The sequence below is a fragment of the Actinoplanes sp. NPDC049265 genome, from assembly GCF_043197135.1.
Lineage (GTDB): Bacteria > Actinomycetota > Actinomycetes > Mycobacteriales > Micromonosporaceae > Actinoplanes.
Genome location: NZ_JBICSP010000003.1, coordinates 346142 through 365718, shown reverse-complemented (window position 1 = coordinate 365718; position 19577 = coordinate 346142). Strand labels below are relative to the sequence as shown.

The 19577-nt window shown below is 70.7% G+C and carries 18 protein-coding genes; 11 read left to right on the top strand and 7 right to left on the bottom strand.

From position 1 onward, the window contains the following. Nucleotides 1-8: 8 nt before the first annotated feature. Nucleotides 9-1265 (bottom strand): ATP-binding protein, encoded by a 1257-nt coding sequence (locus tag ACGFIO_RS11520; RefSeq protein ID WP_392825482.1) that lies wholly within the window; start codon nucleotides 1263-1265, stop codon nucleotides 9-11. Nucleotides 1266-1554: 289 nt separating this feature from the next. On the opposite strand from ACGFIO_RS11520, the gene ACGFIO_RS11515 reads away from it, so the two are divergent. Both ACGFIO_RS11515 and ACGFIO_RS11510 read left to right on the top strand, forming a co-directional pair. Continuing rightward, complete coding sequence (locus tag ACGFIO_RS11515; protein ID WP_392825195.1) at nucleotides 1555-2163, top strand: DUF6230 family protein; 609 nt, start codon at nucleotides 1555-1557, stop codon at nucleotides 2161-2163. A 1-nt stretch (nucleotide 2164) separates the two neighbouring features. Next, nucleotides 2165-3637 carry a DUF6114 domain-containing protein gene (locus tag ACGFIO_RS11510; RefSeq protein ID WP_392825193.1) on the top strand — a complete coding sequence of 491 codons (1473 nt, stop codon included), beginning with the start codon at nucleotides 2165-2167 and terminating at the stop codon, nucleotides 3635-3637. On the opposite strand, the gene ACGFIO_RS11505 is transcribed toward ACGFIO_RS11510, so the two are convergent. Further along, complete coding sequence (locus ACGFIO_RS11505) at nucleotides 3621-4022, bottom strand: DUF1992 domain-containing protein (RefSeq protein ID WP_392825190.1); 402 nt, start codon at nucleotides 4020-4022, stop codon at nucleotides 3621-3623. The two genes, ACGFIO_RS11510 and ACGFIO_RS11505, sit on opposite strands and share 17 nt — an antisense overlap. Nucleotides 4023-4031: 9 nt before the next feature. Further along, on the bottom strand, nucleotides 4032-5615 hold the full coding sequence (locus ACGFIO_RS11500) for a protein kinase (protein ID WP_392825188.1): 1584 nt from the start codon (nucleotides 5613-5615) through the stop codon (nucleotides 4032-4034). A gap of 99 nt (nucleotides 5616-5714) precedes the next feature. On the opposite strand from ACGFIO_RS11500, the gene ACGFIO_RS11495 reads away from it, so the two are divergent. Further along, nucleotides 5715-5984 carry a DUF2277 domain-containing protein gene (locus ACGFIO_RS11495; RefSeq protein ID WP_392825186.1) on the top strand — a complete coding sequence of 90 codons (270 nt, stop codon included), beginning with the start codon at nucleotides 5715-5717 and terminating at the stop codon, nucleotides 5982-5984. A gap of 140 nt (nucleotides 5985-6124) precedes the next feature. Here ACGFIO_RS11495 and ACGFIO_RS11490 read toward each other — a convergent pair whose 3' ends face one another. The 3 genes from ACGFIO_RS11490 to ACGFIO_RS11480 all read right to left on the bottom strand — a co-directional run bounded on the left by ACGFIO_RS11490 (nucleotide 6125) and on the right by ACGFIO_RS11480 (nucleotide 9135). Beyond that, complete coding sequence (locus ACGFIO_RS11490) at nucleotides 6125-6886, bottom strand: YcnI family protein (protein ID WP_392825183.1); 762 nt, start codon at nucleotides 6884-6886, stop codon at nucleotides 6125-6127. Between the two features lie 67 nt (nucleotides 6887-6953). Then, a complete protein-coding gene (locus ACGFIO_RS11485) occupies nucleotides 6954-8291 on the bottom strand; it encodes a sensor histidine kinase (RefSeq protein ID WP_392825180.1) in 1338 nt (445 codons plus the stop codon). A 178-nt stretch (nucleotides 8292-8469) separates the two neighbouring features. Continuing rightward, complete coding sequence (locus ACGFIO_RS11480; protein WP_392825178.1) at nucleotides 8470-9135, bottom strand: response regulator transcription factor; 666 nt, start codon at nucleotides 9133-9135, stop codon at nucleotides 8470-8472. Between the two features lie 103 nt (nucleotides 9136-9238). Here ACGFIO_RS11480 and ACGFIO_RS11475 point away from each other — a divergent pair, with 103 nt between their 5' ends. The 8 genes from ACGFIO_RS11475 to ACGFIO_RS11440 all read left to right on the top strand — a co-directional run bounded on the left by ACGFIO_RS11475 (nucleotide 9239) and on the right by ACGFIO_RS11440 (nucleotide 18419). Next, nucleotides 9239-10375, top strand: coding sequence for an outer membrane lipoprotein carrier protein LolA (locus tag ACGFIO_RS11475; protein WP_392825176.1), 1137 nt, complete (start codon nucleotides 9239-9241; stop codon nucleotides 10373-10375). Nucleotides 10376-10588: 213 nt separating this feature from the next. After that, nucleotides 10589-11992, top strand: a complete 1404-nt coding sequence (locus ACGFIO_RS11470) for an aminobutyraldehyde dehydrogenase (RefSeq protein ID WP_392825174.1) — start codon at nucleotides 10589-10591, stop codon at nucleotides 11990-11992. A 14-nt stretch (nucleotides 11993-12006) separates the two neighbouring features. Continuing rightward, complete coding sequence (locus tag ACGFIO_RS11465; protein ID WP_392825171.1) at nucleotides 12007-13107, top strand: ABC transporter ATP-binding protein; 1101 nt, start codon at nucleotides 12007-12009, stop codon at nucleotides 13105-13107. Next, nucleotides 13107-14342 (top strand): spermidine/putrescine ABC transporter substrate-binding protein, encoded by a 1236-nt coding sequence (locus tag ACGFIO_RS11460; protein WP_392825169.1) that lies wholly within the window; start codon nucleotides 13107-13109, stop codon nucleotides 14340-14342. The genes ACGFIO_RS11465 and ACGFIO_RS11460 overlap by 1 nt, the downstream gene beginning before the upstream one ends. Next, nucleotides 14339-15202 carry an ABC transporter permease gene (locus ACGFIO_RS11455; RefSeq protein ID WP_392825166.1) on the top strand — a complete coding sequence of 288 codons (864 nt, stop codon included), beginning with the start codon at nucleotides 14339-14341 and terminating at the stop codon, nucleotides 15200-15202. The genes ACGFIO_RS11460 and ACGFIO_RS11455 overlap by 4 nt, the downstream gene beginning before the upstream one ends. After that, the gene (locus tag ACGFIO_RS11450) at nucleotides 15199-15984 is read left to right on the top strand and encodes an ABC transporter permease (RefSeq protein ID WP_392825163.1); all 786 of its coding nucleotides are present in this window, start codon (nucleotides 15199-15201) and stop codon (nucleotides 15982-15984) included. The genes ACGFIO_RS11455 and ACGFIO_RS11450 overlap by 4 nt, the downstream gene beginning before the upstream one ends. Then, nucleotides 15977-17335 (top strand): NAD(P)/FAD-dependent oxidoreductase, encoded by a 1359-nt coding sequence (locus ACGFIO_RS11445; RefSeq protein WP_392825160.1) that lies wholly within the window; start codon nucleotides 15977-15979, stop codon nucleotides 17333-17335. The genes ACGFIO_RS11450 and ACGFIO_RS11445 overlap by 8 nt, the downstream gene beginning before the upstream one ends. Nucleotides 17336-17612: 277 nt before the next feature. Next, nucleotides 17613-18419 carry an aldo/keto reductase gene (locus ACGFIO_RS11440; protein WP_392825158.1) on the top strand — a complete coding sequence of 269 codons (807 nt, stop codon included), beginning with the start codon at nucleotides 17613-17615 and terminating at the stop codon, nucleotides 18417-18419. A 91-nt stretch (nucleotides 18420-18510) separates the two neighbouring features. Here ACGFIO_RS11440 and ACGFIO_RS11435 read toward each other — a convergent pair whose 3' ends face one another. After that, nucleotides 18511-19491, bottom strand: coding sequence for an LLM class flavin-dependent oxidoreductase (locus ACGFIO_RS11435; RefSeq protein ID WP_392825155.1), 981 nt, complete (start codon nucleotides 19489-19491; stop codon nucleotides 18511-18513). Nucleotides 19492-19577 lie beyond the last annotated feature (86 nt).

Here is a 19577-nt window from a genome sequence, read left to right as displayed (position 1 = left end):
CACCATGGTCACGCGTCCGGCAACGTGAAGGAGATGGTCGTACCGCCGCCCGCGTTGCCTTCGGCCCAGATCCGGCCGCCGTGCCGTTCGGCGATGCGCTGGCAGGTGCTCAGGCCGACGCCGTGCCCGGCCGGGGTCCGGTCGACCCGGGTGAACATCTCGAAGACCCGCGCCCGGTGCTCCGGCGGGATGCCCCGGCCGTTGTCGGCGACCGCCACGACCCAGCCGTCGTCGTCGCGGTCGGCGCTCACCTCGACATGCGGGCGCCGCTCGGGGTGACGGTACTTGACCGCGTTGCCGATCAGGTTCTGCAGTAGCTGGCGGATCAGCGTGGCGTCGCCGTACACCTCGGGCAGGCCGGGCGGGACGATCACCTCGGCGTCGGCCTGGTCGATGGACGCGCGCAGGTCGGTGACGGCGAGGACGGCCAGGTCGCCCAGGCCGACCGGGGCCGAACGGCACGGCCCGCTGCCGGCCTGCGCGTACGACAGCAGGTCGCTGATCAGGTGCTGCATGCGGCCGACGGCCCGGGTGGCCGAGCTGACCCACGATCGGGCGACGCTGTTCTCGGGCTGTTCGTCGCCGAGCAGTTCCAGGTAGCCGTTGACCACCCCGAGCGGCGCGGCCAGGTCGTGGCTGACCACCCCGGCGAACTGCTCCAGCTCGGTGTTGGAGCGCCGCAGCTCGGCGTTGGCCGCGGCCAGGTCCTCGTGCGCCTCCTTGAGCGCCTGGTGCTGCCGCTCGGACTCGGCCAGCAGCTCGGCGTTCAGGCGGGCCTGGCGGCGCCGTTCGAACAGCGCCAGGATCACCCCGGCCAGGTCCTTCAGCCGGGCGATCTGCTGCTCGTCGAGTACGCCGGGCGCGGTGTCGAAGATGCACAGGCTGCCCAGCGCGTGCCCCTGGGGCGTGATCAGCGGCGCCGAGGCGTAGAAGCGGACCTCGGCCAGCGCGCCGGTCACCCACGGGTTGAGGCGATAGGTGGCGTCGGTGCTGGCGTCGGGCACCCAGACGAAGTCGCCGGCCTCGAACTTGATCGCGCACATCGAGTCGCTGCGCCGGGAGACGCCGCCCTCGAAGCCGATGGTGGTGAGCTGGCACTGCCGGTTCTCGTCGATCAGGTTGAGGGTGGCGAACGGTTTGCCGGCCACCAGGGCGGCCACCCGGACGACGGCCTCGAGCTCGTCGCCGGCCGGTGCGTCGAGGATCCCGTACTCGTGGAGGGCCTCGAGCCGCAGCAGCTCGTGGGTGGTCGTCGTCACCTTCATCACTTCGGCAGCGGTACGCCGCTGTTGAGCATCGTGCGGGCCTGCGCATCATGTGAAATCTGGGCGGCCGAGGGGTTTCGTTATCGATTCGTGACATCGGTGCCGATCTTCACGACCCGTGATAGGTTTTCGCGGCAAATCGGACACGCAACCGGTGTCTGTGACGCTCGGTAACGCCTAACGGGGGTGTTCTGGTTACCCGCCGGTAATCTCACCGGTTGTGACCGGGGCCACGGCGGAGCAAAGTGTCGGTCCATCGAAGTTCCCCCGCTTTGAGAGAGGCTCCACCGTGACCGCTGCGGTTTCTGGACGTACCAACTGGCGCAGGTTCGCGCTCGCGGCGGGCGTACCCGTCGTCGCCGCCGGCGGCCTGCTCGTGATGATGTCCCAGGGTGCGCTCGCGGCCAGCTTCGCCGTCTCCGGCCAGGACTTCAAGATCTCGGCCGACCGGCTCGACGGCACCGGCTTCTCCCAGTACGGCGGCGTGGTCAAGGACGCCTCGGGCAAGCAGATCCCGGTCTCCATGTCCGGCATCGCCAACGCCGAGCTGACCAATCTGTGCCAGTCGGTGCACGTCAAGGACTCCCCGATGAGCCTCACCATCACCGCCGGCACCGAGAAGGGCCAGCCCGCCGAGGCCACCAACCTGCTGATCGGCATGAAGGATCTGTCCGGCGACGCCACCTTCACCAACATCAACATCGGTCAGGACGCGGGCACCCTGACCAAGGGCGGCGCCGACGCCAAGGGCGAGACCGGCAGCTTCGGCCAGCAGTCCGACAAGATCCTGATCGACGGCCTGAAGCAGACCGCGGTGTCCACCACGGCCGGCACGTTCAAGCTGACCGGCCTCAACCTGAAGCTCAACTTCGGCTCCGCGCCGAAGGAATGCTTCTGAGGTGAAGGCCAGCGAACTCTGGCGACGCTTCGGCGGCTGGCGCCGGGTCCGGCCGTTCTGGGGCGGGCTGCTCATGGTGCTGTCGGCCGCGGTGCTGTTCCTCAGCGCCAACCTGACGCTCGAGGCGATGCAGGTCCACTTCGGGCAGGAGGGCTTCCTGTCCTACCTGCTGCCGCTGATGCTGCTGCTGTGCGGGCTGCTGGTCTGGTTCACTCCCGCGCAACGCCTGTTCTACGCCGTCATCGGCCTGCTCACCTCGGTGTACTCGCTGATCGGGCTCAACCTGGGCGGCTTCGGCGTCGGCATGCTCCTCGGCATCGCCGGCGGCGCCCTGGTGATCGCCTGGACCCCGGCCCCCGCGTCCGCCGCTCCTTCCCCGGAAGCGACTTCTTCCCCCCGCGACGCGACTTCTTCCGCCCCTGACGCCGCCCCTCGCGACGCCGCCCCTCGCGACGCCGCTTCTCCCGACGCGGCCGCGACAACGGATCTTCGCCCGGCCGCCCAGGAGCCGCCCCCTTTCGCTGATCCGGGGAGGAAGGCGCTGGCGATCCTCGCGGTCCCACTCGCCGTCGGCCTCTCGCTGGTCCTGGCCGCCCACGCTCCCCGACCGGCCCAGGCCGAGCCCGCCTGTCCCAAGGGCATGCCGTCCCGAACCACGACCCCCTCGCCCGACAAATCCGACAGGCCGGAAAAGGTGCAGCGGCCGGCCCTCACCAAGAAGCCGGATCCCTCCGCCAAGAAGACCCCCGAGCCGGCCCGGAGCACCGACTCGAAGAAGGGCGACGACACCGGCAACCCGATCGTCGACGGCTGGAACGACTTCGTCGACGGCGTCGGCGAACTCTTCGGAGGCGGCGACGACGAGTCCCCGTCCCCCTCCCCCAGCGCCTCCGCCCCGGCCGACCAGCCGACCAAGCCGGGCCCACCGACCAAGCCAGGCGAGTCCACCAAGCCCACCAAGCCCGGCGTCGATCCGGCCGAGCCCGGCACGCCGAAGCCCAAGAACGACGACATCCCCTGCCTCGGCCCACGCGTCCTCGACAAGACGGCCGATCCCGGCGACCTCCCCCCGGCCGCGATCGTCGGCGGCCTGATGGAGGGCGACAAGCTGACCATGTACGACTCGACCTACGACGGCGTGACCACCCTGGACACCGCCACCGGCAAGAAGCGGGTCCTCAAGTTCAGCATGCGCAAGTCGGAGACCACACCGTTCAAGCTGACCATCCAGGAGCCCGGCGGCCACACCACGGTGATCGACGCCGGCACCCTGACCACGACCGGCAACGTCAAGTTCTACACCCCGAAGTTCGAGGGCAAGCTCTTCGGCATCATCCCGGTCACCTTCACGCCGGACCAGCCTCCGCCGCTCACCCTGCCGAAGCTCGTGTTCACCGACGTCAAGATCGACCTCTCGTTCGTACGCAGCGACGTCCTGACCGGCAAACCGCTGAAGATCACCGAGACCCGGTGAGTCCCTTTCGCTCCCGCCACCCCGCGACGGCCTTCTCGGCGTCGATCGGCGGGAGCAGCGTCGGCGGCCCGTCCAGCAACCCGACCCGAGCCTTGCCGATCTGCTCGTTCAGGGCCTCCACGTACTCGCGAACCGCCTGCTCCGACGGCCGGCGGTCGATCTCACGGTTGAGATCCTCGCGTTCCCGCCGCAGCGCCAGCGTCGGCGGCAGCACCCCCGACCCGGCGCCCTCCCGCCGCAGCCAGTCCTTGACCCACCAGTCCTCGTCGTACTCGCCGCCCGCCCCGCGCAACGGTTTCCCGGCGCCGGGCAGGTTCTCGAACTCGCCGCGCTCCTGAGCCTCACGCAACTGCCGATCGATGGCCGACTCGTACCGGTGCACCATGAGACGAGTCTAGTTCGGCGACGCCTTCTCCAGCCGAAAGCTCTGCGCCCCGGTGCCGTTGCAGCTGAACTGGTCGAGCTGGAGTTCCTCGGCCGCGTCGCCGTTGGGGATGTCCAGGCACTTGTCACTGAACTTGTTGACGAAGTGGTAGTGACCGCCGTTCTCGGCGACCGCCCGCCACTGCTGCCGGCCGTTGTAGGGCCAGAGCTGGATCTTGGCGAAGTCGTTGGGCGCCTGCTCGACGACGTCCAGGCTCTTCAGGGTGTCCAGCCGGCTGGCGATCCGCAGGAAGCCGTCGGAGGTCGGCAACAGCTGGAAGTGCTGGCCCTTGGCCGTGCCACAGGTGAGCTGCTGGACCGGGGTGTGCTCGTCCGGTACGCCACCCCGCACGTCGACACACTTGTCGGTCTTCAGGTTGACCAGCCTGTACCAGGTCTTCGCGTCGATGCCGGTGGCCGCCGCCGGTGGTTTCGTGGTCTTGCCCGGGCGGGCCGATTGCTGCTCGGGCGCCGCCGGGGCCGGGCTCGACGGGACGGTGGGCTCCTCGGCCGGCGCCGGCCCGGTCGGGGGTGCCGACGGTTCGGACACCACGGCCGGGGCCTCGGACACCGGGAGGAGCGCGGCCGACGTGTCCGCCGCGGGCTGCGTACGCGACCGGAGCACGAACCCGGCCCCCACCCCGAGCACGACGACGGCGGTCAGCACGGCGGCCAGCACCGGCAGCCATCGGCGCCCGGACGACGACCGCCGGACGTGGGCACGGGCCGGTGTCGTCCCGGCAGCCACCGCACGCAGCATCCGCTCGGCGGTCGCGGCGTCGGCGCGGTGGGCCGGGTCCTTGTGGAGCAGCCCCTCCAGCACCGGGCCGAGGGCGCCGGCCCGGACCGGCGGGCGGGGCGGCTCCTCGCCGGCCACCGCGGCCAGCGTCGCGATCGGTGACGACTTGGAGTACGGGGGCCGGCCCTCGACGGCGGCGTACAGCGTGGCGCCGAGCGACCACAGGTCGGCCGACGGCCCGATCGGCTGGTCGAGGATCCGCTCGGGGGCCAGGAACGACGGCGACCCGACGACCGCGCCGGTGGCGGTCATCGAGCTGTCCCCCGACAGCAGGGCCAGGCCGAAGTCGGTGAGCACCACCCGGCCGTCGAAGCCCAGCAGCACGTTGGCCGGCTTGACGTCGCGGTGGAGCAGGCCGGCGGCGTGCGCGGCGCGCAGCGCGGAGAGGACGGCCAGCCCGATCTCGGCCACCCGCCGCGGCGGCATCGGGCCGTCCTCGCGGACCACGTCGAACAGCGAGCGGGACGGGATCAGCTCCATCACGATCCACGGCTCGCCCCGCTCGTGCAGGACGTCGATGACCCGGACCACGTTGGGGTGGTCGACCCGGGCGATGGCGCGGGCCTCCCGCAACACCCGCTCGCGGAGCCGGTCGACGTCGCGGGGGCTCAGGCCGCCCGGTGGCAGCATCTCCTTGACCGCGACCTCGCGACCGAGGAGGAGGTCCTGGGCGGCCCAGACCCGGCCCATGCCGCCCTCGCCGAGGACACGGACCAGCCGGAAGCGGCCGGCGAGTGTGAATGGTGCCGCGGACAAGGTGGTCTCCGACTTCGTGAAGGCACGCGACAGCTGTCACGTCGATACACGGAAACGAGAAGCATACGGATCAAGGGTCGCGGGATTACTCTCGGGCCCATGTGCCGAAACATTCGACCGCTCAACAACTTCGAGCCGCCAGCGACCCGGGACGAGACCCACGCGGCCGCGTTGCAGTACGTGCGCAAGGTCGCGGGCACGACCAAGCCGAGCTCCCGCAACCAGGAGGCCTTCGACCGGGCCGTGGCCGCCGTCGCGCACGCCACCGAGCACCTGCTCGACGAGCTGGTCAACGTCGGCCCGAAGAAGGACCGCGTGGTCGAGGCGGCCAAAGCGCGGGCCCGGGCCGAGAAGCGCTACGCCTCCTGACCGCGCCGGCCCACCACCGCCAAACACACTGGAAGCCCAGCGCGGTATCCGCCGCTCGCGCCTACCACTGCCCAGCCCGGTGGTGGCCCGGCGCGGCATCCGCTCCGCGGACACCGCGCCGGGCTACCACTGACCAGGTACTACTTGGCCGCCGGGACCTTTTCCTGGGTGGTGGAGGTGGTGGTCGCGGCGGGGGTGCTGGCGCGGCGGAAGGCGAGCAGAGCGATGATCAGCGCGATCACGCCCAGGGCGAGGCCGGCCAGCCCGAGGGCGGTGCCGGTATTCGAGGTCTCGGCGGCCGGGGCGGCCTGCGCGCTGACGGCCGGGCCGGACGCGGCGGCGGGGGCGGCGCCACCCTCGGGGGCGGCCTTGGCGAGCTTCAGGACCGGGGCGGGGCTTTCCGGCTCTTCCCCACCGGCGGCCGGCTCGTCGATCCAGCGGACCACGTTGCCGTCGGAGTAGGTCTGCAGCGTCTTGAAGACCATCTGGTCGACCTCGGGCAGCGGGCCCAGCGAGACGTCGAACTCCTGGAACTGGCCGGGCTTGATGGCCGCGTCGGCCGCCGCCGTCCAGGTGATCTTGGAGACGGCCTCCTTGATCTGGGTGCCGTGGTTGTCGAGCGGCTTCGCCAGGGGGCTCTTGGTGACCGCGGCGGTCCAGCCCGGCACCGGCCTGATCGACACCGAGGCGACCGGCGCGTTCTGGATCGGCAGGGTGACCTCGACCTTGGTGGTGGACGCGGTGTCACTCTCGTTCGGCACCCGGAACGTGGCCTTGGCGTACCCGCCCTGGGCGGCGTTGGCCGAGCTCACGGTCACGTGCGCGGACGCGGGGGCGGCGATCGCGAGGGTGAGCGCGGCGACCGAAACGGCCACCACGGCGGCCCGCTTGAACAAGGTCATCTTCTCTCGGCCTTCCAGACGTATGGAACGTACGGCCATTGGTCGGTGGCCGGCGCGGAAAAGTTCCCTACGACTTCGGCAACCGCACCTCGACCCGGAGACCGGGCGACGCGTCACCGAGGGTAATGGTCCCGTGGTGCTGGCGGAGCAGTTCGCGGACGATCGCCAGCCCCAGCCCGGACCCGCCCGCGTCCCGCGCCCGCGCGTCGTCCAGCCTGGTGAAACGCCCGAACACGCGCTCCCGGTCGGCCGCCGGGATGCCCGGGCCGTCGTCGGTCACGGTGATGACGGCATCGGGTGACAGGGTCAGCGTCACCGAGGAGGCCGAGTGGCGTACGGCGTTGTCGAGGAGGTTGGCCACCACGCGGCTCAGCGAGTCGGGATCACCGGTCACGACCACCGAGGGCGGGAGGGACGAGGTCACCGAGGGATAGCGGGAGACGACACCGGCGAGCACCTCGGAAAGGTCGACGGAGACGAAGCGTACGGCCGGGCGGGTGGCGGCGTCGTCGGCCCGGGCCAGCAGCAGCAGGTCGTCGACCAGCCGGCTGAGCCGTTCGACGTCGGTGAGCAGGTCGGCCGAGAGGGCCGGCCAGTCGGTGTCGTCGGGCAGCCGCTGCGCAACCTCCAGTTCGGTCCGCATCGTGGTCAGCGGGCTGCGCAGCTCGTGCGCGGCGTCGGCGACGAAGGCACGTTGCCGGGCCCGGGACGCGTCGAGGCGGCGGAGCATGTCGTTGAGGGTGACCGCGAGCCGGTGGATCTCGTCGCGGGAGTCGGGCACGGGCAGGCGGTCGGACCGGGCCCCGCCGGTGATCTCCTCGGCGCCCGACCGCAACGCCTCGACCGGGTTGAGGGCGGCGCCCACCACCTGCCACGACACCACCGTGAGGACGAGCACCAGCAGGGGGAACACGACCAGCAGGGTGATCCGCAGCAGCCGGATGCCGGCGGTCACGTCGGCGGTGCTGCGGGCGACCAGGACGTGCACCGTCTCGGCACCCTGCCGCGCGTCGACGACGACCACGCGCACCGCGCCGTCCACCCCGATCCGGTCGCCGGCGATCACCGTGCCCCGGCCGTTGGGCAGGCTCTTGAGCTCGTCGGGGTAGAGGATCGGGGTCAGCCGGTCGGCGGTCGCGCTCACCGCGCGTACCCGATCCTCGGCGTCGACGACCTGCACCTGCACGCCCACCGTGGCCGGGATCGGGTCGCTGAGCGCGTTCTGTTCGACCAGGTCGGCGACCGCGCGGGCGGTGGCCAGCGCGTCCTGGTTGATGCTGCGCAGCAGCGCGAAGTTGAGCACCGCGATCAGCGCCAGCCCACCGGCGACCAGGCCGGCGGCCAGGGCGGCGACCGAGACGCCGGTGAGCCGGGCCCGCAGCGAGCGCCGCCGGAACCACTTCATGCGCCGGAGCAGATCAGGACGCCACCGCGAAGGACGCCACCGCGAACGGCGTCACCACGAGGGACGCCACCGCGAAGGACGCCACCGCGAACGGCGCCACCACGAGGGACGCCACGGCGAACGGCGCCACCGCGAGGAACGCGACCGCGAGAAAAGCCGCGGAGGAAGGCGCCGCGAGTCATACCGGCGCCGCCGCGAGACGGTAGCCGGCCCCGCGCACGGTCTCCAGACGGTCGCGGCCGATCTTGCGGCGCAGATAGCCGACGTAGACCTCGACGGCGTTCGGGGCGGTCTCCAGCGCCGCGTCCCACACGTGGTCGAGCAGCTCGGTCTTGGAGACGACCTGGCCGGGGTGCCGGATCAGATATTCCAGGAGGGCGAACTCGCGGGCGGTGAGGGCCACCTCGGCGCCGGCCACTGTCACCCGGCGCTCGGCCGGGTCGAGCTCGACGTCGCCGTGGGTCAGCACCACCGGGCGTTCCCGGCCGCCCCGGCGCAGCAGGGCGCGCAGGCGGGCCAGCAGCACCACGTACGAGAAGGGTTTGGTCAGGTAGTCGTCGGCGCCGCAGTCGAGCCCGTCGGCCTGGTCGTACTCGCCGTCCTTGGCCGAGAGCATGAGCACCGGCAGCCACTGCCGTTCCGCCCGCAGCTGCCGCACCACCCGGTACCCGGAGAGCCGGGGCAGCATGATGTCGAGGATCATCGCGTCGTACCCGCCGTGCCGGGCCATCTCCAGCCCGTCCTGGCCGTCGGCGGCGACGTCCACCGCGAAACCCTCGGCCATCAGCCCCCGGCGCAACGCCGCGGCCAGCCGCTCCTCGTCCTCCACCACCAGCAACCGCACGTGACAACTCTGTCATGCCCGAAGCACCCCCTAGGGGACCTTCTCAGCGCGGTCACAGGCCTCACAGAGCATGGTGGTGGCAGGACAACGGGAGGTGGACGTAGTGAACGTGTTCAGGTCCAGGCCTGCTCTGCGCTGGCTGGTGCCGTCGGCCGCGGCGGTCATGGTGATCGGGGGCGGCGCGGCCGCCGGGACCATCATCGCCAGCGCGGACCCCGGTCTGCCGCCGCGTAGTGCGGCGCAGCTGCTGGTGGATGTGCAGAACGCGAAGGTGGACGGGCTGTCCGGAACGATCGTGCAGACCGCCGACCTCGGGCTGCCGTCGGTGCCGGGCGTGACCGGCCAGGGTGACGAACTGACCAAGCTGATCGCGGGCAGCAACACCGCGCGGGTCTGGTACGCCGGCGAGGAGCAGGCCCGCATCGCCATCCAGGGCGTACTCGGCCAGACCGACGTGATCCGCAACGGCAAGGACGTGTGGATCTGGCGGAGCGCCGGCAACACCGCCGAGCACCTGACGATCCCGGCCGACAAGACCGGCAAGCCGGGGCACACGCCGCCGGCCGGCGTGGTGCCGTCGACGCCGCAGGAGGCAGCCGACGCCGCGCTCAAGGCGATCGACCCGACCACGGCGGTCAGCACGACCGGTGCCGCCGAGGTGGCCGGGCGGGACGCGTACGAGCTGGTGCTGGCGCCCAAGGACACGGCCTCGCTGATCGGGCAGGTGCGCCTGGCCATCGACGCCAAGGAGCACATCCCGCTGCGGGTCGACGTGTACGCCAAGGACGCCAACAACCCGGCCGTCCGGGTGGCGTTCCAGCAGATCAGCTTCACCAAGCCGGCCGCCGAGCAGTTCACCTTCAACCCGCCGCCGGGGGCCAAGGTGGAGACGCAGACGCCGGAGAAGCTGAAGGCCGACGCCGAGAAGCGGGCCGAGGAGGCCAAGAAGCAGCACGGCGCCCTGGCCCCGAAGAAGGAGCTGACCGGCAACAAGGTGGTCGGCAAGGGCTGGACGTCGGTGTTCGTCGCCAAGGCCCCGAAGACCGACGCGAAGGGCGCGGGCCAGGAGGCCCAGGCTCTCGACGGTGTGCTGAAGAGCCTGCCGGCGGTCAAGGGTTCGTGGGGCTCCGGGCACCTGTTGCAGAGCACCCTGTTCACCGCTCTGCTGACCGATGACGGCCGGATCCTGGTCGGCGCGGTCGCCCCGGAGAAGCTGTACGAGGTCGCGGCCCAGAAGTAACGAGAACCGCGAGAGCGGCGGCCGGCGAGCAGACGCTCGCCGGCCGTTGCGCATTCCGCCATCGCCTACCGGATCGTCACCGGAATGCGCGGCGGACCGGGCTGTTGACGGCTGATTCCGTTTCGGCTCTGCAAAATAGTTCGGATTCCCTTGTCTCATGGGCCTCCTCTGTGTCAATGTCCCCCCACGTCAGTGAGGGCAGGAGGACCGACCGTGAGCGATTCACTGCCCGTGCTGCGGAACTTCATCGGCGGCGCGTACGCCGAGCCCGCCGACGGCGCCACCTCGCCGGTGATCGACCCGGCGACCGGCGAGACGTACGCCCACGCCCCGGTCTCCACGGCCCAGGACGTCGACGCGGCCGTGGCGGCGGCCCGGGACGGCTTCGCGACCTGGCGGGACGCCACCCCGGCGGAGCGCCAGCTGGCCCTGCTGCGGATGGCCGACCGGGTCGAGGCGCGGGCCGAGGAGATCATCGCGGCCGAGTGCCGCAACACCGGCAAGCCGGTCGACCTGACCCGCGCCGAGGAGATGGCGCCGCTGCTCGACGAGTTGCGGTTCTTCGCCGGCGCGGCCCGGATGCTCGAGGGCCGCTCGGCCGGTCAATACCTTCGCGGGTACGAGTCGTACGTGCGCCGCGAGCCGGTCGGCGTCTGCGCGCAGGTCACCCCCTGGAACTACCCGATGGTCATGGCCGTGTGGAAGCTCGCCCCGGCCATCGCCGCCGGCAACGCGGTCGTCCTGAAGCCGTCCGACACCACGCCGGTGACCACGCTGTTGCTGGCCGAGATCGCCGCCGAGGTGCTGCCGCCGGGCGTGTTCAACGTGGTCTGCGGCGATCGCGGCACCGGCCGTGATCTGATCGCCCACCCCGGGCCGGCCCTGGTCTCGATCACCGGATCGACCCGGGCGGGCATGGAGGTGGCCGCCTCGGCCGCCGCCGACCTCAAGAAGGTGCACCTGGAGCTGGGCGGCAAGGCGCCGGTGATGGTCTTCGACGACGCCGACCTCGGCCCGACCGCCGCGGCGATCGCCGACGCGGGCTATTTCAACGCCGGCCAGGACTGCACCGCCGCGTCCCGGGTGCTGGTCCACCACCGGGTCGCCGCCGATTTCACCGAGGCGCTGGTCGAGGCGTCGCGCCGCGAGGTGATCCCGGTCAACAACGAGAACCAGCTGGCCCGGGTGCTCGGCTTCCTCGACCGCGCGCCCGAGCACGCCCGGGTGGTCAGCGGCGGCCGGCGGATCGGCCGCGCCGGCTTCTTCGTCGCGCCGACCGTGGTCACCGGGCTGGAACAGCGCGACGAGATGGTCCAGGACGAGATCTTCGGACCGGTCATCACCGTCCAGGAGTTCACCGACGAGGACGCGGCGGTCGGCTGGGCCAACGACGTCCGGTACGGCCTGAGCGCCAGCGTGTGGACCCGCGACCACGCCCGGGCGATGCGGATGACGCAGCGCCTCGACTTCGGCTGCGTCTGGGTCAACACGCACATCCCGTTCGTCTCGGAGATGCCGCACGGAGGGTTCGGGCACTCCGGGCACGGCAAGGATCTGTCCGCGTACGGGTTCGACGAGTACACCCGGATCAAGCATGTGATGCACAACGTCGGCTGATAGAGGTACCCCGGATGAGCGACACCCCCGCGATCGAGTTCGTCGGCGTACACAAGGAGTTCCAGGCCCACGGCGAGACCGTCCACGCCGTACGCACGCTCGACCTGGCCATTGGCTCGGGCGAGTTCTTCTCGCTGCTCGGGCCGTCCGGCTGCGGCAAGACCACCACGATGCGGATGATCGCCGGCTTCGAAGACCCCACCGCCGGCACCATCTTCCTGGACGGCCGGGACGTCACCGGGGTGGCGCCGCACAAGCGCGACGTCAACATGGTCTTCCAGTCGTACGCGCTGTTCCCGCACATGTCGGTGTACCAGAACGTGGCCTTCGGGCTGGAACGCAAGCGGGTGGCCAAGGACGAGATCACCCGGCGGGTCGGCGAGATCATCGAAATCGTCTCGCTGGACGGCATGGAGAAGCGCGCCCCGCGGGAGATGTCCGGCGGTCAGCAGCAACGCGTCGCCCTGGCCCGCGCGCTGGTCAACCGGCCCCGGGCGCTGCTGCTGGACGAACCGCTGGGCGCCCTGGACCTCAAGCTGCGCCAGCAGATGCAGGTCGAGCTCAAGCGGATCCAGCGCGAGGTCGGCATCACCTTCGTCTACGTCACCCACGACCAGGGCGAGGCACTGACCATGTCGGACCGGATCGCGGTCATGCGGGGCGGCCGGATCGAGCAGCTGGGCACGCCGCGGCAGATCTACGAGAAGCCGGCGACCCGGTTCGTGGCCGGCTTCATCGGCACCTCCAACCTGCTGGAGGGTCCGGTGGCGAGCAAGGACGGCGGGATCGCGACGGTCACCTTCGGGGAGGACCACGTTCTGGTTCCGGTGCCTGAGGCGGTCGCGGTGGGCGACCGACTGGAGATCTCGGTACGCCCGGAGAAGATCGAGCTGGAGCGCGGCGACACTCCGCCCGGCGACTGCAGCGTGCTCTCCGGAACCGTCGCCGAGGTGGTCTACCACGGGACCTCGACCAACTACACCGTGACGACCGCGGCCGGTCCCGAGTTCACCGTCTTCGACCAGAACGCCGCCAACGCCGACGACCTCGCGGTGCGCGGCGACAAAGTCTTCCTCTGTTGGAACGCGCAGCACTCGTACCCGATCGGAGTCTGATGAATACCCCCCTCTACCGTGGTTTGACGCAGCGCCGCCTCGGCCGCCGGGATGCCCTGAGGATGGGCGGGCTCGCCGGGTTCAGCGCCTTCCTGGCCGCCTGCGGTGTGAAAGGTCAGGGCAATCCGGGCGCCAGCGCGGCCGCTCCCGACGCGGTGGCCAAGTTCTGGGCCGGGAAGACCGCCACCAAGCACGTCGACATGGCCAGCTGGCCGCTCTACATGGATCCGAAACAGCCCGAGCTCAAGGCGTTCACCGCCGAAACCGGCATCACGGTGAACTACCAGGAGGTCATCCAGGAGATGGGCCCCTGGTTCGCCAAGGTGCAGCCGCAGCTGGCGGCCAAGCAGCCGATCGGGTTCGACCTGCAGATCATCACCAACGGGCAGCAGTTCAAGCAGTTCACCGACTCCGGGTTCCTGGCGCCGCTCGATCACTCGAAGCTGCCGAACTTCGCCCGGAACGCCGGCCCCGCGTACAAGAAGGAAGCCTTTGACCCTGGGAACGTCTACAGCGTGCCGTGGACGTCCGGGATCACCGGGATCGCCTACGACCCGGCCAAGACCGGCCGTGAGATCACCAAGCTGTCCGACCTGTGGGACCCGGCGTTCAAGGGCAAGGTCGGGATGTTCTCCGACACCCAGGAACTGGCCAACTTCGGGATGTTGGTGCTCGGCATCAACCCCGACGACTCCACCGCCGACGACTGGAAGAAGGCGGCTGGCAAGCTCAAGGAGCAGAAGTCGTCGGGCGTGCTGCGCAACTACTACGACCAGAGCTACATCGACGCGCTCGGCAAGGGCGAGGTGTGGCTGACCCAGGCCTGGTCCGGTGACGTATTCCAGAAGAACGTCTCGGACGGCACCAACTTCAAGTTCGTGATCCCGGCCGAGGGCGGCACGATCTGGACCGACAACTTCAGCATCCCGGTCACCGCGCCCAACGCGGTCGCCGCGCTCACCCTGATCGACTACTTCTACCGGCCCGAGGTCGCCACCGACGTGGCCGCCTACATCAACTACGTGACGCCCGTGCCGGCCACGCAGGAACTGATGAAGGCCAAGGCCGAGGCGGCCACCGGCGACGAGAAGAAGTCCCTGACCACGGTGGCCGGCAGCCCGCTGGTGTTCCCGACCGAGGCCGACTACGCGAAGCTGCACTACTACCGCAACTTCAAGACCCCGGCCGAGTACCAGGACTTCCAGCGCGTCTTCGAACCCGTCGTGCTGGGATGAGCCGGCTGCGGCGCGGGCTCGCGCCCTACCTCCTCGTGCTGCCCGGCGGGCTGTGGCTGGTGCTGTTCTTCGCCGTACCCATGATCACCATGTTGTCGCTGTCGCTGCAGCAGGGCGACATCGTCAACGGGTACGCGTTCACCGGCCACTGGCAGACCTACGTCGACGCCATCGGCAACTACCGCACGCAGCTGTTCCGGTCGCTGATCTACGGGGCGATCGCCACCGTCGTGCTGATCGTGGTGGCGTTCCCGGTGTCGTACTGGATCGCCTTCTACGGCGGCCGACGCAAGGCCACGTACCTGTTCCTGCTGCTCCTGCCGTTCTTCGTGTCGTTCGTGCTGCGGACCATCTCGTGGCGGCAGATCCTCACCGACGAAGGGCCGGTGCTCGGCCCGCTCAAGGACCTCGGGCTGCTCGGCAGCTCGTTCCACGTGCTCGGTACGCCGTTCGCGGTCATCGCCGGCCTGGTCTACAACTTCCTGCCGTTCATGGTCCTGCCCGTCTATGTGGCCCTGGAACGCATCGACCCCCGGATCATCGAGGCCGCCCGCGACCTGTACGCCGACCCGGCCACCGCCTTTCGCAAGGTGATCCTGCCGCTCGCCCTGCCCGGGGTGTTCGCCGGCGTGCTGATGACGTTCGTGCCGGCCAGCTCCGACTACGTCAACTCGGCCGTGCTGGGCAGCTCCTCGACCACCATGATCGGGCAGGTCATCCAGGCGCAATATCTGGCCACGGCCGACTATCCGACGGCGTCGGCGCTGTCCTTCGTACTCATGGCCGTGCTGTTGATCGGGGTCTTCGCCTATGCCCGGGCCCTGGGGACCGAGGACGTGATGAAGGTGGCGGCCCGATGACCCGGCGCTTCAGCTGGCTGCGGGCGTACACCTGGCTGGTCGTCGCCTGGCTCACCCTCCCCGTCCTGGTGATGATCGCGTTCGGGTTCAACGACACCCCCGGCCGCTACAACCAGACCTGGGAGGGCTTCACCTTCAAGTGGTACGGGCGGGTCTTCGGCATCGACGCGCTCACCGAGGCGCTGCTGATCTCGGTCGTCGTCGCGATCATCACCGCCGTGGTGGCCGGCGCGCTCGGCACCGGCATCGGCTACGCGCTGGGCCGCCACCGGTTCCGCGGCTCCGGCCCGGTCAACCTGGTGCTGTTCGCCGCCATGTCCGCCCCCGAACTGGTGATGGGCGCCTCGCTGCTCACCCTGTTCGTGTCGCTGGGCATCGGCCTCGGCCCGGTCACCATCACCATCGCGCACATCATGTTCAGCATCTCGTTCGTGTCCGTCGTGGTCCGCGCCCGCGTGCTCACCCTGGACCGCTCGCTCGAAGAGGCCGCCGCCGACCTGGGCGCGACCGGCTGGACCACGTTCTGGCGGGTCACCTTCCCGCTGTTGCTGCCGGCCATCGGCTCCGGGATGATGCTGGCCTTCGCCCTGTCCATCGACGACTTCGTGGTCACCAACTTCACCGCCGGCACCACCGTCACGTTCCCGCTCTGGATCTGGGGCGCCACCCGGGTCGGCCTGCCACCGCAGGTGAATGTCATGGGCACGCTCATCTTCGCGGTCGGGGTGCTGATCGCGGTGCTGTCCGGGGTGCGCTCCCGGCCGCGCCGCCGCCGTGGCTGATCCGACGGCCGACGCCGCCCCCACATGCTTCTGGCTCGATCAAAAGGGGGCGCCGCCGGCCCTCGATCCCCTGTCCTCTTCGCTGCGGACCTCGCTGGCCGTGATCGGGGCCGGGTACAGCGGGCTGTGGACCGCCCTGCTGGCCAAGGAACGCGACCCCGGGCGGGACGTCGTGGTGCTGGAGGCCGGGACGGCGGGCTGGGCCGCGTCCGGCCGCAACGGTGGGTTCTGCTCGGCCTCTCTGACCCATGGGTACGAGAACGGGCTGCGCCACTTCCCTTCCTCGCTGGCACGTCTCGAGCAGCTCGGATCGGACAATTTGGACGCTATCGAGGCCGCCGTCGCTCTGTATGGCATCGACTGCGACTTCGAGCGCACCGGAGAACTCGTGGTGGCGACTTCGCCGTGGCAGCTGTCGTCGCTCTCCTCGTCGCCGGACTTTCTCGGCCGGGAGGCGGTGCAGGCGGAGGTGCGGTCGCCGCGGTTCCTGGGCGGGGTGTGGGACCGGGACGGATGCGCCATGGTCGACCCGGCCCGGCTGGTCTGGGGACTGCGCCGGGCCTGCCTTTCGCTGGGCGTACGCATCTTCGAGAACACGCCGGTGCTGGGCATCGGTCAGGCCCGTCGCGGGCTCCGGCTCGACACGCCGCGCGGCGAGGTCGTGGCCTCGTCGGTGGCGCTGGCCACCGGGGCGCACGGCAAGCTGCTGCGGCGGCTCGGGCACTACGTCATTCCCGTGTACGACTACGCGCTGATGACCGAGCCCCTGAGCGCGGCGCAACTGGCGTCGATCGGCTGGGCCAACCGCCAAGGGCTGGGCGACGCGGCCAACCAGTTCCACTACTTCCGGCGTACGGCCGACGACCGCATCCTGTGGGGCGGTTACGACGCCGTCTACTACCGTGGCGGCCGGATCAGCCCCGCCCGCGACCAGCGCGACGCCACCTTCCGCCGCCTCGCCCGGCACTTCGCCGACACCTTCCCGCAGCTCTCCGGGCTCCGCTTCACCCACAAGTGGGGCGGGGTGATCGACGCGTGCAGCCGCTTCAGCCCGTTCTTCGGCACCGCCCACGGTGGCCGCCTCGCCTACGCGACCGGCTACACCGGGCTGGGCGTGGGCGCGACCCGCTTCGGCGCGAACGTCATGCTCGACCTGCTCACCGGGCGCCCGACCGAGCTGACCGCCCTGGAGATGGTTCGCCGCAAACCGGTCCCGTTCCCGCCCGAGCCGGTCCGCAACGGCGTCATCCAGCTGACCCGCTGGTCGATCGCCCAGGCCGACCGCAACGCCGGCCGCCGCAACCTCTGGCTGCGCACCCTCGACCGCTTCGGCGTCGGCTTCGACTCCTGACCAGTGGTAGCCCCTCGGGGATGCCGCCCAGGGCTACCACGCGGGTCTCGGGTGGTAGGCCTGGGCGTTTGCTCGGCCGGGGATGCCGCCCGGGGCCACCACGCGGGTCTCGGGTGGTAGGCCTGGGCGTTTGCTCGGCCGGGGGAGGCGCCCGGGGCTACTGCTGGGGCGGGAAGGGGTCGGGGACTGGGACGGCTTTGAGTGAGGGGCGTTTCCGGGGGTATCGCTGTGGGGGCGGGCACGATCGAGATGTGAGATCAGTGATGGAGGAAGCGCGATGACGACGACGAGGACCCTGGCCGACGGGCGGGAGATTCCGGTGCTGGGTCTGGGCGTGTGGCAGGTCCGGGACGGGCGGGAGTGCGCGGACTCGGTCCGGTGGGCGCTGGAGGCCGGGTACCGGCACATCGACACCGCCCAGGCCTACGGCAACGAGGACAGCGTCGGGCGGGCGTTACGCGACAGCGGGGTGCCACGGGACGAGGTGTACATCACGACCAAGTTCAACCCGGGACGGAAGGATCCGGTGGCCGAGCTGGACGGCAGCCTCGAACGGCTCGGCGTCGAGTTCGTCGACCTGTACCTCGTGCACTGGCCGGCCGGCGGCCCGACCCGAGCCTGGGACGGGATGCAGAAGGCCCAGCGGTCGGGCCAGGCCCGGTCGATCGGGGTCTCCAACTTCGGCACCGGTGACATCGACGCGGTGCTGGCCGTGGCCGACATTCCGCCGGCGCTCAACCAGATCCAGTTCAGCCCGTTCGAGTACCGCCGCGACCTGCGGGAGCACTGCGAGAGCCGGAATATCGCGGTGGAGGCCTACAGCCCGCTGGGCACCGGCCGGCACCTGGACGACAAAGAGGTGGCCGCGATCGCGGAACGTCAGGGGCGTACCCCGGCCCAGATCTTGATCCGCTGGTCGTTGCAGCGCGGTCTGATCGTGCTGCCGAAGTCGACCCACCAGGACCGGATCGCCCAGAACGCCGAGGTCTTCGACTTCGAGCTCACCGGCGACGAACTGGCCGCGCTGGACGCCCTCGACCGGACCGGCGGCACCGGCCGCGCCCTCGAACGCACCTGGTGGTGACCGGCGCTGGGCCCGTCGACACCGCCGGGCCGACCTGGAACGGCCCGGGTCGGGGGCCGGGCCCAGCCCGCCGCACCGCGGGACAGCGGCGTCAGGCGGCGCCGGTCAGCTCGATGGAGTGGATGCGGTCCTCGACGCTCTGGGCGTGGTGGGCGGTGATCAGCTCGTCGGCGCCGGCCTCCTTGGCGAAGGCCTCGAGGTAGTCGCGGACCTCGCCGGCCGTGCCGACCGCGGTGTAGCGGGTCATCTGGGACAGCTGGTGGCCGCTCGGGGAGGCCAGGAACTCGTCGATCTCGGCGTCGGTGAGATTTCTGCGAATCGGGCCGCGGGTCAGGAAGGCGCGGGTGCGGGCGCGGTACGCCGATGTCATCTGCTCGACGGCCTGGTCGTGGGTGTCGGCGGCGATCACGTTGACGCCGGCGATCACGTGCGGGGACGCGAGCTGGGCGGAGGGGCGGAACGTGTCGCGGTAGACGCCGACCGCCTGCTGCAGGGCGTCGGGGGCGAAGTGCGAGGCGAACGCGTACGGTAGCCCCAGCGCGGCCGCCAGCTGGGCGCCGAACAGCGAGCTGCCGAGGATGTAGAGCGGCACCGGGAACTCGGCCCGGGGCACCGCCTCGACGCCGGGGATGCGGGACTTACCGGCGAGGTAGCCCTGGAGTTCCTGTACGTCCTGCGGGAACGTGTCGGCCGACGTGTTGTCGCGGCGCAGGGCCAGCATCGTGTTCTGGTCGCTGCCGGGGGCGCGGCCCAGGCCCAGGTCGATGCGGTCGCCGAACATCGAGGCGAGGGTGCCGAACTGCTCGGCGATCAGCAGCGGCGAGTGGTTGGGCAGCATGATGCCGCCGGCGCCGAGGCGGATCGTGTCGGTGTGCGCGGCCACGTAACCGATCAGCACGCTGGTCGCGGAGGACGCGATCGACGCCATGTTGTGGTGTTCGGCGTACCAGACCCGCTGGTAGCCGGTGCGTTCGGCGACGCGGGCCAGCTCGATGCTGGCGGCGAAGCTCTCTCGCGCGGACTGCCCGGAGGCGATGGGAGCGAGGTCGAGCAGAGACAGGGGAATCGCCATAGGCCCATACTCGCTCGCGCCCACAGAGATCTCCCAGAACGACTCAGATCCGGGTCAGAGACGTGCGTCACGGGTGCTCGGCATGA